This window comes from Lachnoclostridium sp. An169 (genome assembly GCF_002160525.1).
GTDB lineage: Bacteria > Bacillota > Clostridia > Lachnospirales > Lachnospiraceae > Mediterraneibacter > Mediterraneibacter cottocaccae.
Window position 1 is genome coordinate 1 of record NZ_NFKT01000021.1, and the last position, 18,719, is coordinate 18,719.

An 18,719-nucleotide genomic window follows, 5' to 3' on the forward strand; every position below is an offset into this window, starting at 1 on the left:
GCGTATATTTGCAGATGGAGCAGGTACGTTCTCTGGAACCTGTTTCGGTTGTGGTAGGCTCCTTTGTTATCGTCCAATCATCGAAAGTATGGTTGCCCACTTCAGTTTTATCGCCGCAGGAGCATTCCTTCCAGTGCTGGGTTTCATCCTTCTGCCAGTCGCCGTAGCTGTGCCCATGAACCGGAATCGTCTCTTCCTGCGTATATTTGCAGATGGAGCAGGTACGTTCTCTGGAACCTGTTTCGGTTGTGGTAGGCTCCTTTGTTATCGTCCAATCACCGAAAGTATGGTCGGCTACAGTATCTTGATTAACTTCTTTGCAGTAGTAGCATACCTTCCAGTGTGTAGTCGAACCGCTACTCCAGTCGTCGGTATAGTAATGTTGGTGTTCCCTGTATCTATCAATCTGCTCATAGCCGCAGGTAAGGCACCGCCTTTTACATACGTCATACTTCGTATTTACATCATAATAGATCAGCTCCCATTCGCCGAAGTTATGGGGGCTCTTTTCAGTTTCCTCTCCACAGCTGCACTCCTTCCAGTGATTGGTGCCATCATTCTTCCAGCCGCCGAAGCTGTGTTCATGGGGGGGAGTAGGCCCCTCTCCGCCGCCGGTATTGCCGCCGATTGCCCAGTCGCCCCAGGCGTCTCTCTTCCATACGGTATAAGAGCCGTCCGGATCGCCGGTAAGGTAAATCTGTCTGGCCCGTACTTTAAGCGTATACGCATCCTTCGACTGAGTGATATTCTTCGAATCGAAAAATACCCACCTGTCTATCTCAACGCTTTCTGTCTGGAGTACCTGGCCGTTCAGTACCAGCTGCGCCTCATACTCAAGATACGTGCTGCCTGATGCGTTGGCAGGTTTATCCCACATTACCTGGTTTCCATATCCCGACCAGCGGGGATTTTCCGGCACATATTGCCCCGCCGCCAACACTGTCGCCGGCAGTATTCCTACCACCATGCATAAGAACAGCAGCAGCGCGAGCAAACTCTTTTTTCGAAGCATCTTCATTCCTCCTTTACAAATAGAATCAGTTTTTGGTATTTCCGCCGTCCGGTTCGGACGGATCCTTTCCTCCGGCTGGCGGGTTATCCTGTGCCTTCCGCTTTTTCCTGTATAAGAATACAAGCAGCAGCGCCAGCAGGACAGCCGCCGGTATCGCGGCCAACAGAACAATGTAGACGGCGTTTCCATCCTTTTCGTCTCCCGGCAACGGGTCGGGTTGGATGATTGCAGAAACGGAGAAGGGGGTATCGGAACCGAGTACGGCATACCGGCCCGGGCCGCCGGCTTCAAAGACCAGGCTGCCGTCTTCGGCCTTTGCCTCTATGCGCTCCGGCTCGCCGTCCACCCGCACCGCCTGGTAATGGGCGTAGCCCTCCAGATGGCTGTTCATCGGGATGCGCACCGTCATGGCGCTGTCTTTGATTTCCACCGGCTCCCCGTTCTGGCGGATGCTGATCTCATACACCGACAGCAGGCCGTCCAGCGCTTCTTTCAGCTCCGGCTTCTCTTCAAGCAGGCTCTCCGCCTCCATGACGCCGGCGTACAGCTCCACACCCTCCGGAACCGCTTCGGACAGGGAGACGGAAACGCCGGTATTTTCATCGGTCAGCTCCGCGATGCCTTCGCCGCCGGAATCCTGCCCGTTATCCGTGGTTTCCCCGGTGGCTGACGTCTGCGCGGCGTCCCTTGTCTCGGCGTAGCCGCAGACGGTGCAGATGCGGCTCTCTGTATTGCCATCCGCCGTCCATGCGCCGAAGCTGTGATCCGCCGCATCCTTTTTGTCGCCGCAGGAGCACGCCTGCCAGTGCTGTGCCGCGTCGTGCTTTTGGGTATAGCTGTGCTCATGGGACGGTTCGGCTTCTCCGACGTCCGCCACCATATACTGGCCGTCCGGGTCGCCCACGATCATGATCCATCTGGCACGCACCCGTATGGTGTACTCCTCCTGCGGCCGCGTCACCACATCGTTTGTGAAAAACAAATAGGTGTCGATTTCCACTGCCTTGGACTCGACCACATCGTCGCCCAGCAGCAGCTGTGCCTCGTATTCAAAGCTATCGCCGGAGGCCGCTCCTGCCGGCCGGTCCCACTGCACCTGGTTTTGGTAGCCCGACCAGCGGGGGTTCCCTGGCACATATTCCCCCGCCGCCGAAACAGACAGGGGAAGGGCCGCGATCATCAGGCATACCGCCAGCAGCATACTGAAAAGCCATGCGCCTTTTTGCCGCCCCGGCGGTTTTTTCCCTGCGCATACGCAATCTCCTCCCTTTATCGCACCGGAGCGCCCTGCGAGGAAAGCGGTGCTCCGCATGCTCCGCAGAAGCGGCTTCCGGGCGGTATCTCCGCCCCGCACTGGGGGCATTTGTTTTCCAGCTTCGCCCCGCAGTTGTTGCAGAATTTGGCGCCGGCCGCACACTGGGTTTTGCAGGCGGGGCAAACCACCATACCCGCGTTCAGTTCCGCCCCGGCGTTTCGCACCACCACCGAGCGGCCGCCGGAGACGATGCACTGCTCAATCACCTGGAAAATCTCTTCCGGCAGCTTTTTCTGCTTGTAGGCGCCCACACCGGCAGTCACCGCCAGCGGCCATGCGATAAACCATCCCAGCACGCCAGCGCCGATCTTATCCGACCATTCGCCCTGACCCACGGTGACGTTTAAGTTGTCATCCATTCGGATCATCTGCACCGTCGTAGCCATCCTCATGCCGGCAATGGTCTTCCAGCCGTCTTTTTCCTGACGGCCCTGCACCACATAGCCTTCTGTGGTTTCGGCACTCTGTACCTCCATCCCCTTAGTGGATGAAAGGAACGCCTCTACCGCGTTTGCCACCACCTGGGTACTCATGCCGGCAGGCAGCCGGAATACTCTCGATTCATTTGCCATCTCGTCTTCCTCCTCATTCTAAAGCCTGTACCTCATCGATATGCTGCAGTACGCTGTCTGCCAGATAACGTACTGCCAGCTGTTTTTCCTCCTCGCTCAGGCCGCTTGCCGGACGGAGCATGGAAACATGGAGGATCGATGTGTTGATGGTCTGTTCCGTCACGGCAAAGGCGTACTCACTGGTATGCCCCAGCACCTTCGCCTCCGCCTTGATATCGCCGACCAGCGCCTGCTCGTATTGGCAGCCCATCCGGTCCAGCACGTCAAAGACGGCGTACACAGCCATGCGGCGGGGACAGTTGACATTTCTTTTTAGACTCAGCACTTTTTTCTCCTTTCCCCCGGAAACGGGTCTGTCATCTATTTCACAGGTCGAATCGTATTGGTCGTGTCCAATATCATTCCATTGGTGATAAGAGCCTCCTCAGTATATGCGGATGCCGTAATCGCAAACACATATCCGTCGATTTCTCCGGCGTAAACCTCCGTATAGGCCGTCTGACCATCTAAAGTATAGGTATATCTGTCAACAATCCAATCGATTCCGCCAGTTTCATGTTCCCAGCGGCCCTCCTCACGTTTGAGGCCGGGCTGGTTCACCATCACTTCTGCTATGCCGTCCAGCCAGACTTCCTTATTAAATTGATCACTCGATGGTCTGCACTGTATTTCTACCTGCACGTTGCCTGCCTCGTTGACCATGCGCAGCAGGTTTTCATTGACCACGTTGAAGGTAATCTCTCCGTCGCTCTCCCAGTAGATAAATTGGAACGGAAGCCGTTCATCATAAAACCGCTGACTGTTGGTGCCTGCGGGACCGCTGCTTTGGAAGGAATCCATTGCTGCGAATATTTCCGCCTGCGCCTTCTCATCCCCCTGAGGATAGGAGCCGATAAGATTGTAGCAGCCAAACCCATTCTGGCATTCGATGAACGCCGCCAAAAATTCCATGGTTGTGCCTCCGCTTTCGGTAGCAGAAAACTGGATCAAGTAGGTGTCCAAAGAACTGCCCTCCCGGTAACCCCGGCTGAGGATCTCATGCTTTGTGATATTGGTGCTCTTCAGCAGTCCGATATAATACTGGACATATTTCTCCGCGTTCTCCTCCACATCAGAAAGGGTATACACCGGAAAACCGGCGGCCTTATCGTAAAATCCCACCTGCAGGGTAGCGCTCCCATCCGATGAAGCAAAAGCTCCGCTGCCGGACTCTGTTTCTGCATACCCCTGGGGGATCCCCATGGTGATATTCAGATACTCCTGGGCGTAGTCCTGCAAGGCGACATCGTCTACGCCCTCGGGTTCCTGCACTGTTATATCGAAAGGAGTGCCGGATGGCCCGTCAGAAGAACCCGGCTCTGCTTTCCCGCTGGTCAGCGCACCGATCCCCGCTACTGCTCCCCAGACGCCCAGACCCAGCACAGCAACGCACAGCACCAGCGCCGTGATCTGTACCCCGATATGGCTCCGCCGGAATCTAGTCCAAAGCCCCGGCTTTCCATCGGAACCTGCAGCCGTTTGACCGGATGGCACAGCCATGGTACGGTGATGGAAAGACGCCGGGGTTTTCCCGGTAATCCCTTCAATAAAGGCCTCCATGGTGGAGAAACGATCCTCCGCTTTTACCGCGAGCGCCTTCATGATCGCCTGTTCCACCTGCGGAGGCAGGGGAACGCCCAGCTCCGAGGGCTTTTTCAGCGTATCGTTATGGACCCGCATGATGGAATCCGGCGGCAGCTCCCCGGTCACGCAGCGGTACAGGGTGGCGCCCATGGCGTATACATCCGTCCACGGCCCCTGGTTCCCCTTACTGGAATACTGCTCCTCCGGCGCGTAGCCATGTTTCAGGATGACCGACACGCTTTTTTCATCCCCAATAGAAAACCGGGCCGCGCCGAAATCCAGCAGCTTGCTCTCCCCCTTGGAGGTAATGGAGATGTTGTCCGGGCTGATATCCCGGTGGGTCAGATTCAGGGCATGAACCTGCGTCAACGCCTGCATCACCGGCATCAGGATGGTCAGCGCCTGGTCATAGGGAATCTTCCCGCCCTGGGATGCAACGTATGCCTTCAGGCTCATGCCGTCGATATATTCCATCACGAAATAGGCCGTGTTGTTTTCCTTAAAATAATTCTGCACCGACACGATGTTCGGCGTATTCTGCAGTTTGGCAAGGATCCGCGCTTCCTCTAAAAAGCGCTCCATGCCGTTTTGATAATCCTCCTGGCCCCGTCCGGTCAGTGCCACGCTGTACTTATCGGAATGCCGGGTAGCAAGACCGGAGGGCATATATTCCTTGACGGCTACCTTAATCTCCAGCGTCAGGTCATAGCCCAGATAGGTGATGCCGAACCCGCCCACGCCCAGAACCTTTCCGGTCATGTAGCGGCCGTTCAGCAGCGTTCCCATGGGCAGCGCCAAAAACGGCTGCTCCTCCTCCGCATTAAACCCGCAGTGGGGGCAGACAGGGGAATCGTCCGGCTTTTCCTGAAAGCAGCCATAGCAGATATGTTCCAAGTTCATGTTTCACTCCTCTTCTTTGTACTTGCGCCCCGGCCTTTCACCCGCAACAGCAGAAAAACCACTTCCATCAACGCGATCATACCCAGCTCTTCCAGAATGAACGGAAAGACCTTCATCATCTCCTCAATCAAGGGCTGTTTCTCCCTTTCCTCCAGACAAACCGAACAGAATACGGCCCCAGCGTCTTGGATCGTCGCAATCTATAACTCTAATAAAAATACTCTAATAAAAAACAGGCGATGGGCGTTCCCACAATAAAAAGCCACCCGACGCACAGAAGGCAGATCTGAGTCATCCGATACATCTTGACATCGGCGGGACAGAAGTATTTTTCCGGATCAGATGGGTCAATGTAAATCTCCACCTCAGTTCCGATCTTCTTCTGCGCCTGATGATAGGCCAAATCGATGCCGGTGTTTTTTTGATAGACGCAGTCCATATACTCGTATTGGTATATCATAAAATAATGGTAGGAATGCTTGATCCGAATCCTCAGCGGTTCGATGACGGTCGCTTTTAGAAACACCGTGCAGCCGCTCCCTCTCTGCGTCTTTTTCTTGTAAAAGTGGGCAAGCACGAAAAATAACGCGTAAAGCGGATATGTTATCGCGCATACAATCAGAATCCACGCAATATCCTCTGCAAAATTCATACGTGCCGCCTTCCTTTCCGCCCGCACCAATCTTTTTTAGGGAAACCGCCTGCCGCAGGTTTCGCTGCGGCAGGCACTGAAGCTATATTGTTAGCCACATGACTCCAATCATAATCAAAACCGCAATGACGAGAAGAGCGACGATCAGGTAGGCAAGGCGCTGCTGAAAGTAACCCTCTTCCTCCTCCAGGCAGTAAAAGCTGGTAGGTTTGACCGGATCGATAAAAAGTGTAAGCTCCGTTCCCACCTTTTTTCCGGGCCTGTTCCTCCATTGCCGGGACATCACCGATCTGTTCATAGGTCTCTCCCCGATAGGTATACCGGTACACGGGATAATAATAGAGTCCCAGCATCGCCGTTTTCACCCCCAGGGAAGCCGTTTTCCCAACGGAGCCGCCTGCACCGCTGAGAAGATGAGCCACGGAAACAGCCCCCGCGGCCTTTGCCAGACGATACTTGCTCTTGACATGATAGTTTACTGCGTCCACAATGGCCGCCCGGCATTCCGCCGTGCAGGCGCTCTTTTTCTCCGCCGTTTTCCTTTTCTTCCTGTAGAACAGCCAGACGGAAACCAGAAGCGTGACAAGGCCGATGCCGCTCAGAACGAGAATTGGAATAAGATCTTCCATGCAAATCACCCGCTATAAGGCCGGACGGAGGCCATCGCCTGATTATACAGCGCTGTGATCGTGTCCTTGTTGGAATCATTGAACATGCAGCCCACAAAATAACACTCGCCGTCGATCATAGCCCCCGCATAACTGAAGTTCTTGCCGGCCATCGTAAAATCATAGGCCAGCCATTCCACGCCGCCGGAGCGGAAGGTATAAGTTTCGTTATTGGTGCCGCTTAAATCCTTTTGGTATTGCACCACTTGTTCCGGGGTGCTTATGTTAAATTCGGAAGCCCTTCCAACCTCCACGCCAAAGCCTTCTCCGAGCGGGGCGTCTCTGTCTGCCTGAGTAGGATACAGGTACATCTCATAGACGGTTCCGATACCATTCACATTCAGCGTAGCTTCCAAATCCACACCGCCGCCCTGGGCAAGAGACGTATCTACGATGACCTTTACACCGGCTCGCTTTGCACACCACATCTCGTAACTTACTTCCGGCGCACCGTTGCTCTCAAAGGACTGGATGATGGAATGGATTTCCGCTTCGGCAACCTCATCCCCCTTGGGATAGCTCGTGATGATGAAATAACAGCCGAAATCATACCCCTCCACCGCCATAATGACCACTTCGTTGGAGACGCCTTCGCTGTCGGTGCCTTCAAGATAGATTTGATAGGCGCCTGCGCTTCCCACCTGATCGGGTCCGGCAGCAAGGATCTGATAATCCGAAACTTCAAACAGGTTCTGCATCAGGTTGGCGGCAATAGCTTCTCTCTGGGATTCCACATCGGCAAGGGAGTAGATGGGTCCGTCAATGTTCCAAAGATAATCCATCATCATACCGCAGCCTTTAGCCTCATTGATAAAAATCGTCTGCTCCTCAACCCTCGTATAATCCGACGGGATCTCAATCGTAGCGTTGAGGATGCCAAGATCCTGCGCCACCATTTCCGCTGGAGGTTCTGTAGTAGGCTCTGGGTCTGTTGTCGGTTCCGGATTACTCGTCTGCGGTTGGCTGATGACAGGCGTATTCCCACCGCCGCCCCCTCCTGTCGGCCTTTTTTCCCCTCCGCCGGAAAGCGTGATAGGAAGGATAATACAAAGGGCGATCACCGCCAGCAGCCCGCCGCCGGAAACCCAGGCAACCACCGGATTGGCTTTCATATAGGAAAGGAACCGGGAGAATGCGGATGGCTTTCCCTCCGCGGCGCCATCTACGCTATAGGAGGTCGACTGATAGGCGGTCTGCCCATAAGCCCCCTGCCCGTAAGCGGTGGCCTGGGTGCGCTGGCTAATGCTGGCCGCCACCTGATCCTGTACGGAAACGCGCCCGTTCAGCGCCCCGATAAATGCCTCCATGTTGGGGAAACGATCCTCGGTCCTTACCGACAGGGCTTTCATGATGGCGTTTTCCACATGAGCCGGAATGCGGAATCCCAGCTCCGACGGCCTTTTCATGGTATCCCCATGGATCCGTTCCACCGAATCTGGCGGAAGCTGCCCGGTAATGCAGCGGTACAGGGTAGCGCCCATGGCGTAAACATCCGTCCACGGTCCCTGATTGCCGTGGCTGGAATACTGTTCCTCCGGCGCGTAGCCATGTTTTAAGATGACCGACACGCTCTTGCCGTCCCCCAGTGCGAACCGCGCCGCGCCGAAATCCAGCAGACGGCTTTCGCCTTTGGATGTGATATAGATATTGTCCGGGCTGATGTCCCGGTGCAGGAGGTTCAGCGCATGCACCTGAACCAGCGCTTCCATGATCGGCTGCAGAATGGCAATCGCCTGGTTATAGGGGATCTTATCCCCGTTTTTTGCCAGGTAGGCTTTCAGGCTCATACCGTCTATGTACTCCATCACAAAGTATGCGGTGCCGTTCTCTTTGAAATAGTTCTGCACCGATACGATATGCGGGGTGTTTTGCAGCTTGGCAAGGATCTTCGCTTCATCCAAAAAGCGCTCCATACCGTACTGGTAATCCTCCTCCACCCGTCCGGTCAGCGCCACACTATAGTGGTCCGGATGCCTTGTGGCCAGGGCGGAGGGCATATATTCTTTAATCGCAACCTTGATCTCCAGTGTCAGGTCGTATCCCAGATAGGTGATACCGAACCCGCCAATGCCAAGCACCTTTCCTACCAGATATCTCCCGTTTAGGATCGTACCCAGGGGCAGCGCAAGATAGGGCTGCTCGTCGTTCTCATTAAATCCGCATCGGGGGCATGGAATCCCCGGTTCTTTTTCCGCGAAACAGCCATAACAAACACGTTCCGGATTCATTCTCCCACCTCCTCAAGCAATGTATTTTAAGTATAAAACGATGTATTTTGATAGCAAAATACAGTCACTCCTTCCGATTTTTGGACCAGGCATCGTAACACAGATCACCCAGCAGGAGCAATCCCAGCGCCACCAGAAGCCCGATCCACCCGCCCCAGCCCACTAAAGGAAAAAGTGCAAAGGCAACTCCCAGCACAGACCAGATAAGGGCGCTGATTACACGTTCCCTATTCTCAGAGGGGCAGGAAAAGTACCGGGGATTCTTTTCATCCACAAAGAGCACCTCATAACTACCGACTTTGATTTCGTCCTTTTTGGAATACTCTACCCGGGATACTACCCGATACTCCTGTCCATCCAATGTGTACTGGTAGACCGGATGGTATTTATAGTTGGTAATGAAGAAATCGGTGAAATCGTCGTCTGTCCAGCTGACGGCCACATCGCAGATGACGGCGTTCACTCTTCTCCGGCAGCGACGCTTTGACCGTACAGTCCGACAGAATGCCAAAATGATTCCGAAGAGAAACAAACATACTCCAAAGAACATAATATCCCCCATCGCGTCCGTTGCATTCATGCTCCAAACGATTTTATCTCAGCTATGACAAAGAGTTCCTCCGATACCTGCCGCACCCGGTCGACATGCCGCAAGAGCAGCGCCTCCAGCCATTTTTCTGCATTGGCCGCTTTTAGAAATTCAATCTGTACTTCCAGGGGTTCAATGTAGAACTCACCTGCATACGCCAGCGCCCCTTCACCTTCCGACAGCGCCGGGAACTCGTGGAGTTCTTTCATTTCACCGTCTGCAGTCAGGTGGAAGACAGCCGCCAGTTCCCGGCCGGCGGCGTCCTCTCCCCACGCTTCCTGGATTCTTCCGTTTTTTAAACAATACCCTGCCATAACGGGTTACTCCTTGCTCACCACAAACCGGTTGGCGTTGTCGCACAGGTAGAAGGTGTCCCCGATCGACAATTTTTCCGCCACATTCGCCGTCAGCTTTTTGCCGTTGCCCAGGAACGTGCCGTAGGACGATCCCAGATCGGTGATGATAAAGCAGTCTTCATTCGGGTCGTAGACTACCTGGCAGTGCCGCCCGCTGATACCCGGCGTGTTTTTATCGAATACGATGTTACAGGTTGCCGGGTCTCGGCCGATGACCACCTTGCCCTTTAACAGGTCAAAGCTCTGGCCAGAGTATTTTCCTGTCACGCCGCGCAGCACAGCCCGTTTTTCCACAGGGCCGCGGCCGCCTCTTGCAGGCGCTTTTCCAGATCCCATACCTGCGGCAGCGCCGGCAGGTGCCGGAGCCCCCTGTACGCCCTTCTGGGACGTTACCAGCAGGATGATGCCGCCGATGAGCGCCAGCACGCCGATGGGCAGGAACACATAGGCAAACCAGGGCTGGGTCCAGGAGAGTCCGCCGCCTGCCATGGTGTATTCGATTCTTTCGCTGTCCAGAGCTTTGATTAATTCCGCAGAGGTAATGGCAAAGTTTACGCCTTCGCTCTTGCCCTGCTCATCCACTGCGCCGGAAGCGTTGATTCCAATCAAATTTCCCCGTTCATCTACCAACGGGCCGCCGGAATTGCCGTGATTGATATATACATCCATCTGAAACGCGTCGTAGCTGCTCCATGCCGGCTTAGTGCGCTTGCTGATGATCCCCTTGGTCAGTGTAATGTCATCCTCGTCGTAGGTGTTGAATTGCTGGCTTTGGCTTGCCACGCCCGGATACCCCAGCGCGAAAGCGGTGTCGCCGACAGCAACATCATCTGCGTCCCTGATGGGAATGGCTTCTCGTTCATCCGTCTTTGACGGCAATCTGATAATCGCAATATCCTTCTCATTGGAAGCAGAATAATAGACCACCTCCGCTGTAACATAATCATTTTCCGCTGCAGAGAAGTATACCTGCACGCCTGCCGAAGATACTTGCTCCGCATATACTTTGGGACCCATATAGCCGTATTCCACCACATGGCCGTTGGTCACAATATATTCCACCGGTTCGCCGGGTTTCCCGATGGCAAAACCAGTGCCCATGGCACCGGCGGACTGACCATCGGTAAGCTGGAGATAGGAGTACACCATGACGACGCTCTTGCGCGCCTCATAGGGGTCCGTACCGCCCCCGCCTACCAAGCCCAATACGCCGAACACGCCGGCGGCCAGGCCAATAACCAGCAGCAGGATGGCAACAACCTGCTTGCTCGATGACTTTTTCGCTTCCATTATGATTCCTCCTCATTTTTCCCATGGTATTTCAATGCGATTGCCGTATAGTTATCCTGGCCCGGCTTTCCGGCGGCCAGGATTTCCTCCTCCAGCTTGTCGCAGCACGCCTGGGAAGAGAGCGCCATGGCTTCCCGAATCTGCTTCAAGGTCAGTGTATCGCTGACGCCGTCCGAGCAGAGCAGCAGCGCGTCCTCCGGCTGGAGAAGAAAGGGCATACGGGTATAGTCGCATGTTACTTCTTCTTTTCCTATGTACTCCGAAAGGGCTCCCGCCTGAGGATCTTGAAACGCTTCCTCCACGGGGAACGCCCCGTCCAGTGCCCTCAAAATCAAATCGTTCTTAAATTCCTGCCGGGCATTTAACCCATAGAGTTTGTTTTCCCTGAGCAGGAACAAATCGCTGTCGCCTACGCACCAGAAAGAGAGGCGATTCTCTTTGAGCAGGGCAGCCACCAGGGTAGTTCCCCCGTGCCCGCGAAACTGCTGATAGACTCTGGCGCTTCGCTGGTATACCCAGCCGGGCACATCGCTGTCATCTGTCCAGGGAAAGATTCCCACCAGCTGGGAGGCGGTTTCCGCAGCGATCATGCCGCCCTCCGCCATACCGCCCATGCCGTCGCACAGCACAGCAAGCAGCCCGTCTTCCTCATAACGATCCATGCGGGAGATGCCGAAAGCGTCCTGCTGTTCTTCCCGGCTGCCAACGCCCTGTAGGTTGGCAAGCTCCAGTTCCGGCAGCGGTTCCGGACGTTCCGTAATCGGTTCTTCCACCGCCTGATCACCCCGCTTCTTTTTCTTCTTCCGCCGTATCAGGAAAAAGGCGAGAATCAGCGCCAATAGAAGCGCTGCGCCCGCCGCAACCGCCATCCAGACGCGGATGACGGTATCCGGAAACAGCGGCTGGTTTAACCATGAAAGTACACGCTCCATCCTTTACTCCTCATTCCACTGGAATTGCTCGCCGCACAGGGGCAGGAAGAGAAGCTGGCTCTTTCCCACCTCGATCACATCGTAGGCTTTTAAGGGGCGTACCATTTCCACCTGCTCGTCGTTGCAGTAAGTGATGCCCCTGCCCTGGCCGGGAGAAAGGGAAAAGCTGTTATGCTTGGCGTCATATGTAACCAATGCATGGCTTTCTCTGGATACAGTATCGTCATCCGCCAGGGCCACGTCCATCGCCGCCGCCCTTCCTATGAAGTTTCTGCCTGCTACCAGCTTATAATCTGCGCCGCGATGGGGACCGGAAACACAGACCAAGAATCCTACTGCAGGATCAATACCGATCTTCTTTTTAATAATGCCCACCGTCTTGCCTCTGTCTGCTTCCGGCGCAGCGCCGCCCGGCACAGCAGCCACGGTCTTCCCTACCGTTCCGGCCGCAACCGTCTTGCCGACCCCGGCGCCCTCCTGGCAGTAGGGGCAGCTATCGAATCTGGATTCATCGTAAAAATGGCCATTGTCACACTGTCTCATAATTGTTTTCCTCCTGATAAAGAAATCTTAAGGATTATCCAAAACCATCCCTGGTTTTTTGCTGTTCTTACTGTAGCGCCTTTTTCGGGATTTGTGCAGGTCGCTTTAGCGCCAATTTCCCAAAAATTATGTGGCGCACCTGCGCCAATCCGCATTTTTCGCAGAAATCATGGGGAAATACCGCTTATCTCATCAGATCCTGATAGTCTGGGTCTGCCGCCCGAATCCCCCACACCAATTCCCAAAGCTTTTCATCTTCGGAAAGGACATAGCACCTGCCATCCACCCCTTCGAACCGGCGTTTATCAAACCAGAAACTGTAGGTATCCCCTTGCGCCGTCACAAATGTAAGCCCCCGGTTATCTGTAGAGACGATGGGTGACTCGGATTCCACCGACACATCCCGCAGCGCCTGCAAGACCCCGGCGATCACCGTTTCGTCCCTTGTCTCGTAGTCCGCCGCCGTCTCCGTCCAATGGTGAAAGATCAGTTCCACCGGCAGTTCCTCATGGGGCAGCTCCAAAAGCTCCCGCTGCCTTTCGGTACAGTAAGCAAAAAGGGAGTCCCCTTGGTATGCCGGGGACGAAGTCTCTGTCGGGGTCGGAGTCTCTGCCGGAAGCGCAGGATCTGATGCTACACACCCCGCCAGCAAACAGATGGCTGCCAGAAGTGCCGCTGCCCCTCTTTTTTTCATTCGTGCCTCCTTTCTTCTGTCCTGGTCTCATGAATCGCTTTGCTGCTCGGCCTGTAACGCCAAAGGCGATCCAAACTCTTTTTTGTCCTTTTATGGTTTTACTGTATCGTTTTTTTAAGGATCTGTGCAGGCCGCTTTCGCGCCAATTTATCAAAAAACGCATGGCGCACCTGCGCCAATCTATTTTTTGTGTGAAAATTCAAAAACACCTTGATTGTGCAAAAGGGATTGCCGATCATGACAGCGGCCTGTTACATCCTGTAAACTTAAGAAGTGTTACACTCTATACAGGGTGGATGGCCTCGATTTTCCGGCTCCAAAGCTTCGTTTCTCAAAATGGCGCAGGTGCGCCACAGTGTTTTTTTAGTTTGGCGCTAAAGCGGCCTATCAAAAACACCGGCTTCCTGCTATGATAAAAAACGAAAAGTTCGCATGATGGAAGGTCGGCCAAGACACAGAATGTCCAAAAAGCTTCAGCTGGCCTTTTCGGAACGCAGGATCAGAAAGGGGATATATCGTATGTATGCAAGGTTAAGGCCGTACCATCTCATTGGCGCCATCGGGGGGTTCCTCACTGTTCTCACCGCTATTATCAGCTTGGCAGTTTCCACATCGTACTACATAAGCGCGGAATGGGTCATTATTGTAAACATGCTGCTCATTGGCTCCAACGGGTTAATCGCAACTTATTTCTTTGGCGCGTTCAGCGCTTCCCGTGACAGTCTCATCAAAGTAGGCAGCCTGATCGCGGGGATAGGTCTTGGTTTTAATGTCCTGATCTCAATTCTCCAGATGGCGGGGGTGTACGTTTTTGTTCTGGCTCTTCTTGGGGCTCTCGTTATGATGGCAGGGGTTGTGATCGCCTGTATCAAATTCATCATGCTCTTCCAGAGAGACGCTTTTGTCGTGGTGTTCTGCGTGTTTATTTTCCTGGGGCTTCTGCTGTCTTTATTCTGGACGTGGGCAAGCCTGATAAGCGGCGCTGGGCTGGGTGGCCTGCTGATTTATTTTTACGTCCACAATATCACCTACTAGACAGCTTCTCTCATTCAGGATATTTCCTTGTTTACCGCGGCTGCACCGTGTGGCTGCGGTAAAATGGCATGTGCGGGCGCAAAAAACCGGTAGTTCCCGGATGCGGAACGCAGCTCCAAAAATATACGGTTTTATCCAGGAGAATCCCTGGTTTAGGTCAAACAGGAAGGATTGTATATTCCGCAAAAACGTCAGCGAAGAAAAGTCTCTAACCGACCGAAATCGTTGAAAATCCATGCCGTTTATAGTATAATGGTTTATAATTGTACCATTGCGGAGAAAGGGGGTGGAATGGGACGTATAGTATAAAGAAAAGCTTCACAAATCCAAAATCCATTTATGCGATTCTGCTGCTTAGTGTTTTTACTTTTCTATTTCTTGGAGCCGAGTACCTATATGTAAACATGATCTCGCTTACGGCAGGGGAAGAAAAAACGGTGATTACGCAAAACTACGCGTTAGGAATAAGCGCTGTCGGTTTTTTGCTCTATCCGCTGTTTCATCGCCTTTTGAAAAGGCGGGTACAAATCGTTGGACTTTTTATCCTTGCACTAGCAGCGGCAGTATGCACTTTTTTGGTTCAAAAACATGTTTCTTATTCGTCCACTCTGCTCTCCGGAATGGCATTGTTCCTGTTTCTGGGGATATTGGGAAGCGCGGCCCACTACCTGTTTTTCAAACTGGCGAGGGATCGCACCCATCTGGCGCGTATGGTTGGTGTCTCCTATGCCCTTGGGATCTTCCTGCAGTTTCTAAATAACAATCTTGTGGATCTGGAAACTGCGGAAGCCTTGATACTTTCACTCTTTGCCCTTGTAGCGTTAGCGCTGTTGCTGAAGGCAGAAAGGCTTTGCCGCCAGGAAAACGCAGAAGCGGAAGAACTCCAGTCCCCCGCCATAGAGGATGATGGGAAGGGAACCCGAAAGAAGATCGCCGCCGGCGGACTCCTTGCACTGCTTGTCATCCTGATGGCATGTATCTTCAGTACGCTGGACAACGCGGTCACCATGCATCATGCAGCAGGCACTGACATCGGGCAATGGCCGCGGCTTTTGCTGGCGGTAAGCGGCCTTTCTGCCGGCTTTCTTTTTGATATCCGAAAGCGGAAATTTATGGCCATGATGATGTACTGCGTCATGCTGATGTCCGTCATCTGTGTGGTAGTACTCAAGCTGGGCGGCCCGTTTTTGATCGGCCTGATCGTATTTTATCTTTCGGCTGGATTTTTTGTGGTATTCTTCACCACCAGCTTTCTGGATTTTGCCCGCCATATGCCCACGCCAGCGCTGTGGGCCGGTATGGGGCGCGCCATGAATAACGTGAGCGCCGCTTTGCTTACCAACGCCTCTGTAGCGTTGCTTGTTTCTGACAGCAATGGCATGGCATCCATCATTCTGGCACTGGTCCTGTTTGTGGCCGTCAGCGTAGTCATCTATCTTTATACAGCCTGGATGCCGGTTTCATCCGGCACCCCCAAGGATATCCCGACAGACCTGGACCCTCAGGAAGCGTTCCGTCTCTTGTCGGAGCTGTTTATCCTTACGCCCAAGGAAACCGAAGTATTTGACAAGCTGGTCAATTCAGAGGAAAGTATTCAGGAGATTGCAGATGGACTGTATCTATCCCGGCGAACCTGTCAGCGGCATATCGCGGCGATCTATGAGAAAGCAGGTGTAAAATCACGCATGGGATTGTACCAGCTCTACATAGAAAAACAGCGCAGGCCATGACAGCCAGAAAGGGGTTCGGATGAAGAGGATTAAAATTGCTGTTTTGCTGATTTTATTGTGCGTACTGGCGGGGTGTTCCCCAAAAGACACATCGCTTCGGGCCTATTGCACCGAAAGCCAGCAGGAATTTCTGGATCAGTCGCTGGAAGAGCTGCCGGTCGCGCTTACCTATCATCACAACGATAACATCCTGGGACGCTACGAAACGACGGATGAAGAAATCATCTCCGAAATCCTGCAGGCATTACGGGAAACGACCATTGTATCCAAAGCTTTCAGCGGCTCTACAGACCGCCGGATCCTGGAGTTTGAGACAGCGGATGGGGATACCTGCCTCTTCTGGTTTGATGAAAACCGGTTCCATGGCGCCGGCGGAACATCCTATGTGCTTTCCGGCGACGAGGAGATTTGGGATCTGGCGCGGAAAATCCAAGAAACATATCCAGAGTACAGGGAAGCGATGGAGTAAAAAAGGCACATCGCAAAACCAGGCATTCCTTACTTGTATCCAGCTAAGGCTGTGCAAGCAGGGAATGCCTGGTTTATTTATACCCATTTTTCAAACGCAAGGGACTCGGATTTAGCCTCATTTATACTCTTCCCCTTCCACAATGGGCATTGTGATGTTTTCCATGGCTTCTCGCATTTTGGGGTGCCGGATAACAAAATGAATCGCCGGCGTTTTTTCCTTGGACACGATCGCCCAGCTTCCCTCATGGATAAGAATTTGGATATGGCGGAACGCAGGAGATTTGTTTTCCTCAATATGGTAGTTTTTATGCATCTGAGAAAAGCGCTTCATCATCTCCAGATGTTCCCGATATTGCTCATAGGTGTAGACGATATCCTCTTCATAAAAAGCGCCAGCCAAGGATAGCGTCATGGGGTATTGGGCAAACTCATCTTTTGAAAAGTTGGGATACGCTTCAAAGATGGAGTCGTGGGATAGAATTTCTTCCGTCAATTCCCTTTGAAAAGCAATATGTTCCATGATCCTGATCTGGTTTTTCTCCGAAACACGATTGTCCCTCAAAACCTGAAAGACAAGCTCATCGTCGGCCGTGTAGAGCGGCAGGGATGACAGGATTGACCGCCTTGTACCTTCTGTTTTTGCATCAAGCTTTAAAAAGGCATCCGCCGTAAATTTTTGAGGATCGGACAGCTTGCGCTGCCCCTTTCGGATACGGGACAGGTACGAAGGATCGTAGCTCAAAAAACGCGCAAGATCGGATACGCTGACGGACAATGTCTTCAGCAGGGTATCAAAATTCAATCTGAGTTTTTCTATCTCGATACCAGGCCCCTGTGCCTGCTCGGAGAGCGCCTGCCGAACCGCTTCCTCTTCCATCTCCCGAATTTTCTTTTCGGCTGCTATCGCCGCAATCCCCTTGGCTAAATTCTCCAATTGCCTGGAATCTGCTTCCGGCACACGGTCTCCAGAGCGATATCGGCTAATTGTAGCTGTGGACAGGCCGGAGCGTTCCGCCAGATCCCTGGCGGAGCATCCGGTCCGCTCCATATATCGGTTTAGAACGTCTTTGAACTCCATAGTAACTCTCCCATAACCCTATGTCTCACGTCTTCTCTTTTCCTTGTATTGAGGTATGCATACGCATCGCCGCCCATACAAAACAGCGCCCTGTAATAAGCATCACAAGGCGCTGTTCCATAGCATAATCCAGTTTTCGGGCAAACAGCGCAAGTATCACGCCGTATACCTTCCTGCGCCAACGCGCCCAATATCAGCTTGAGCGCCGTTTTCCCCTTTTCTGTATGACGACGCTCACCACAAGGCCGGCGATACTTACAAGCGCCAAATACCCATACAGCAATATATTGGATTCATCACCAGTCTTGGGCGGGTTGGAATCGCGTGGAACGGGCGATGTGCCGTATCGGTTTGTAAACATTGCCTCCGCCAGTTTTTCGTCCGCATCCTCCGAACGGAGCGCAACCATCGCCGTCAGTCCTGAACCGTCCTGCGCATTTGTCACCGATACTTTCAGATGATAAACCGATGGGTCATAGGCGCATAATGGATTCAAACCCGCTATCTGCTCGATGGTATAAGTATAAATGCCCGGCTCCGTGTAGGACATGGAGGGAAAAGACATAAAAGAATTTCCCGAAATTACCATTTCAAAGATTCCATCCACACTTCCCTCCGGCATTGGATAGGAAGGATCCTCCGCCTCCATTTGAACCACAAATTCCTCCGGAACCGATGGCGCCGCTCCTTCCACCTCCACCTTGACCGGTATGGCAACAGATGGCAGGCCGGCAGCTAAAACCGACGGGGCTGCTCCCAATAGAAACAGTATAGCCAGTGCGATTCCGATGACTCCGAATCGTTTCTTCTTCATTTTATATTCCTCACATCTTCCCTTACTGTACTCGGTTCCATGAAAGCCAGGATCACAGTTCTTGCGTCGGTAAACTCCGAAGAACAAGTAGTCAACACCAGCACCTGCGGGTCTTCCGCTAAAACGCATTCTACGGTATTTGCAATTACGATTCCGTTTATAATCACTTGTATCCCGCCTTTTGTGGGACGGCTTGAGGCATTTGCGCGTGTTATGA

At 53.2% G+C, this 18,719-nt stretch carries 21 protein-coding genes and 1 pseudogene; 3 read left to right on the forward strand and 19 right to left on the reverse strand.

Annotated elements, in window-relative coordinates:
- The 15 genes and pseudogenes from B5F07_RS14230 to B5F07_RS14295 all read right to left on the reverse strand — a co-directional run.
- A pseudogene (locus tag B5F07_RS14230) lies at nucleotides 1–1,012 on the reverse strand (hypothetical protein); the annotation flags it as partial.
- A 25-nt stretch (nucleotides 1,013–1,037) separates the two neighbouring features.
- Nucleotides 1,038–2,213 (reverse strand): hypothetical protein, encoded by a 1,176-nt coding sequence (locus B5F07_RS14235; RefSeq protein ID WP_140398024.1) that lies wholly within the window; start codon nucleotides 2,211–2,213, stop codon nucleotides 1,038–1,040.
- A gap of 68 nt (nucleotides 2,214–2,281) precedes the next feature.
- A complete protein-coding gene (locus tag B5F07_RS14240; protein ID WP_087161954.1) occupies nucleotides 2,282–2,899 on the reverse strand; it encodes a zinc ribbon domain-containing protein in 618 nt (205 codons plus the stop codon).
- 13 nt (nucleotides 2,900–2,912) lie between these two features.
- The gene (locus B5F07_RS14245) at nucleotides 2,913–3,224 is read right to left on the reverse strand and encodes a hypothetical protein (protein WP_087161955.1); all 312 of its coding nucleotides are present in this window, start codon (nucleotides 3,222–3,224) and stop codon (nucleotides 2,913–2,915) included.
- 35 nt (nucleotides 3,225–3,259) lie between these two features.
- Nucleotides 3,260–5,422: a serine/threonine protein kinase gene (locus tag B5F07_RS14250; protein WP_087161956.1), complete on the reverse strand. Its 2,163-nt coding sequence runs from the start codon at nucleotides 5,420–5,422 to the stop codon at nucleotides 3,260–3,262.
- A complete protein-coding gene (locus B5F07_RS23295) occupies nucleotides 5,419–5,553 on the reverse strand; it encodes a hypothetical protein (RefSeq protein ID WP_007048431.1) in 135 nt (44 codons plus the stop codon). Before B5F07_RS23295 ends, B5F07_RS14250 begins: the two co-directional genes overlap by 4 nt.
- A gap of 77 nt (nucleotides 5,554–5,630) precedes the next feature.
- Nucleotides 5,631–6,074: a DUF3592 domain-containing protein gene (locus B5F07_RS14255; protein ID WP_087161957.1), complete on the reverse strand. Its 444-nt coding sequence runs from the start codon at nucleotides 6,072–6,074 to the stop codon at nucleotides 5,631–5,633.
- Nucleotides 6,071–6,703: a hypothetical protein gene (locus tag B5F07_RS14260; protein ID WP_087161958.1), complete on the reverse strand. Its 633-nt coding sequence runs from the start codon at nucleotides 6,701–6,703 to the stop codon at nucleotides 6,071–6,073. The genes B5F07_RS14255 and B5F07_RS14260 overlap by 4 nt, the downstream gene beginning before the upstream one ends.
- Nucleotides 6,704–6,708: 5 nt before the next feature.
- Entirely contained in the window at nucleotides 6,709–8,970 is a 2,262-nt protein-coding gene (locus B5F07_RS14265) for a serine/threonine protein kinase (RefSeq protein WP_087161959.1), read from the reverse strand.
- A 64-nt stretch (nucleotides 8,971–9,034) separates the two neighbouring features.
- Nucleotides 9,035–9,520: a hypothetical protein gene (locus tag B5F07_RS14270; protein ID WP_140398025.1), complete on the reverse strand. Its 486-nt coding sequence runs from the start codon at nucleotides 9,518–9,520 to the stop codon at nucleotides 9,035–9,037.
- A 26-nt stretch (nucleotides 9,521–9,546) separates the two neighbouring features.
- On the reverse strand, nucleotides 9,547–9,873 hold the full coding sequence (locus B5F07_RS14275) for a hypothetical protein (RefSeq protein WP_007048427.1): 327 nt from the start codon (nucleotides 9,871–9,873) through the stop codon (nucleotides 9,547–9,549).
- A 6-nt stretch (nucleotides 9,874–9,879) separates the two neighbouring features.
- Complete coding sequence (locus tag B5F07_RS14280) at nucleotides 9,880–11,133, reverse strand: trypsin-like peptidase domain-containing protein (RefSeq protein WP_162613137.1); 1,254 nt, start codon at nucleotides 11,131–11,133, stop codon at nucleotides 9,880–9,882.
- Between the two features lie 71 nt (nucleotides 11,134–11,204).
- Nucleotides 11,205–12,137 carry a PP2C family protein-serine/threonine phosphatase gene (locus B5F07_RS14285; protein ID WP_087161962.1) on the reverse strand — a complete coding sequence of 311 codons (933 nt, stop codon included), beginning with the start codon at nucleotides 12,135–12,137 and terminating at the stop codon, nucleotides 11,205–11,207.
- Between the two features lie 3 nt (nucleotides 12,138–12,140).
- Entirely contained in the window at nucleotides 12,141–12,680 is a 540-nt protein-coding gene (locus tag B5F07_RS14290) for an FHA domain-containing protein (protein ID WP_007048424.1), read from the reverse strand.
- A 184-nt stretch (nucleotides 12,681–12,864) separates the two neighbouring features.
- Nucleotides 12,865–13,374, reverse strand: coding sequence for a hypothetical protein (locus B5F07_RS14295; protein ID WP_087161963.1), 510 nt, complete (start codon nucleotides 13,372–13,374; stop codon nucleotides 12,865–12,867).
- Nucleotides 13,375–13,806: 432 nt separating this feature from the next.
- Between B5F07_RS14295 and B5F07_RS14300 the strand changes: the two genes are divergently transcribed.
- From B5F07_RS14300 to B5F07_RS14310, 3 genes are all read left to right on the forward strand, one after another.
- Complete coding sequence (locus B5F07_RS14300) at nucleotides 13,807–14,409, forward strand: hypothetical protein (RefSeq protein ID WP_140398026.1); 603 nt, start codon at nucleotides 13,807–13,809, stop codon at nucleotides 14,407–14,409.
- 437 nt (nucleotides 14,410–14,846) lie between these two features.
- Nucleotides 14,847–16,139 (forward strand): response regulator transcription factor, encoded by a 1,293-nt coding sequence (locus B5F07_RS14305; protein ID WP_242972539.1) that lies wholly within the window; start codon nucleotides 14,847–14,849, stop codon nucleotides 16,137–16,139.
- Nucleotides 16,140–16,158: 19 nt separating this feature from the next.
- Nucleotides 16,159–16,608, forward strand: coding sequence for a hypothetical protein (locus tag B5F07_RS14310; protein WP_087161965.1), 450 nt, complete (start codon nucleotides 16,159–16,161; stop codon nucleotides 16,606–16,608).
- A 117-nt stretch (nucleotides 16,609–16,725) separates the two neighbouring features.
- On the opposite strand, the gene B5F07_RS14315 is transcribed toward B5F07_RS14310, so the two are convergent.
- Genes B5F07_RS14315 through B5F07_RS23125 form a run of 4 tightly spaced genes read right to left on the reverse strand, consistent with a single transcriptional unit; the run spans nucleotide 16,726 to nucleotide 18,669 of the window.
- The gene (locus B5F07_RS14315) at nucleotides 16,726–17,688 is read right to left on the reverse strand and encodes a helix-turn-helix domain-containing protein (protein ID WP_087161966.1); all 963 of its coding nucleotides are present in this window, start codon (nucleotides 17,686–17,688) and stop codon (nucleotides 16,726–16,728) included.
- Between the two features lie 25 nt (nucleotides 17,689–17,713).
- Nucleotides 17,714–17,848 carry a hypothetical protein gene (locus tag B5F07_RS23300; RefSeq protein ID WP_275533123.1) on the reverse strand — a complete coding sequence of 45 codons (135 nt, stop codon included), beginning with the start codon at nucleotides 17,846–17,848 and terminating at the stop codon, nucleotides 17,714–17,716.
- 33 nt (nucleotides 17,849–17,881) lie between these two features.
- A complete protein-coding gene (locus tag B5F07_RS14320) occupies nucleotides 17,882–18,502 on the reverse strand; it encodes a Spy0128 family protein (RefSeq protein WP_140398027.1) in 621 nt (206 codons plus the stop codon).
- Entirely contained in the window at nucleotides 18,499–18,669 is a 171-nt protein-coding gene (locus tag B5F07_RS23125; RefSeq protein ID WP_242972540.1) for a hypothetical protein, read from the reverse strand. The genes B5F07_RS14320 and B5F07_RS23125 overlap by 4 nt, the downstream gene beginning before the upstream one ends.
- Nucleotides 18,670–18,719 lie beyond the last annotated feature (50 nt).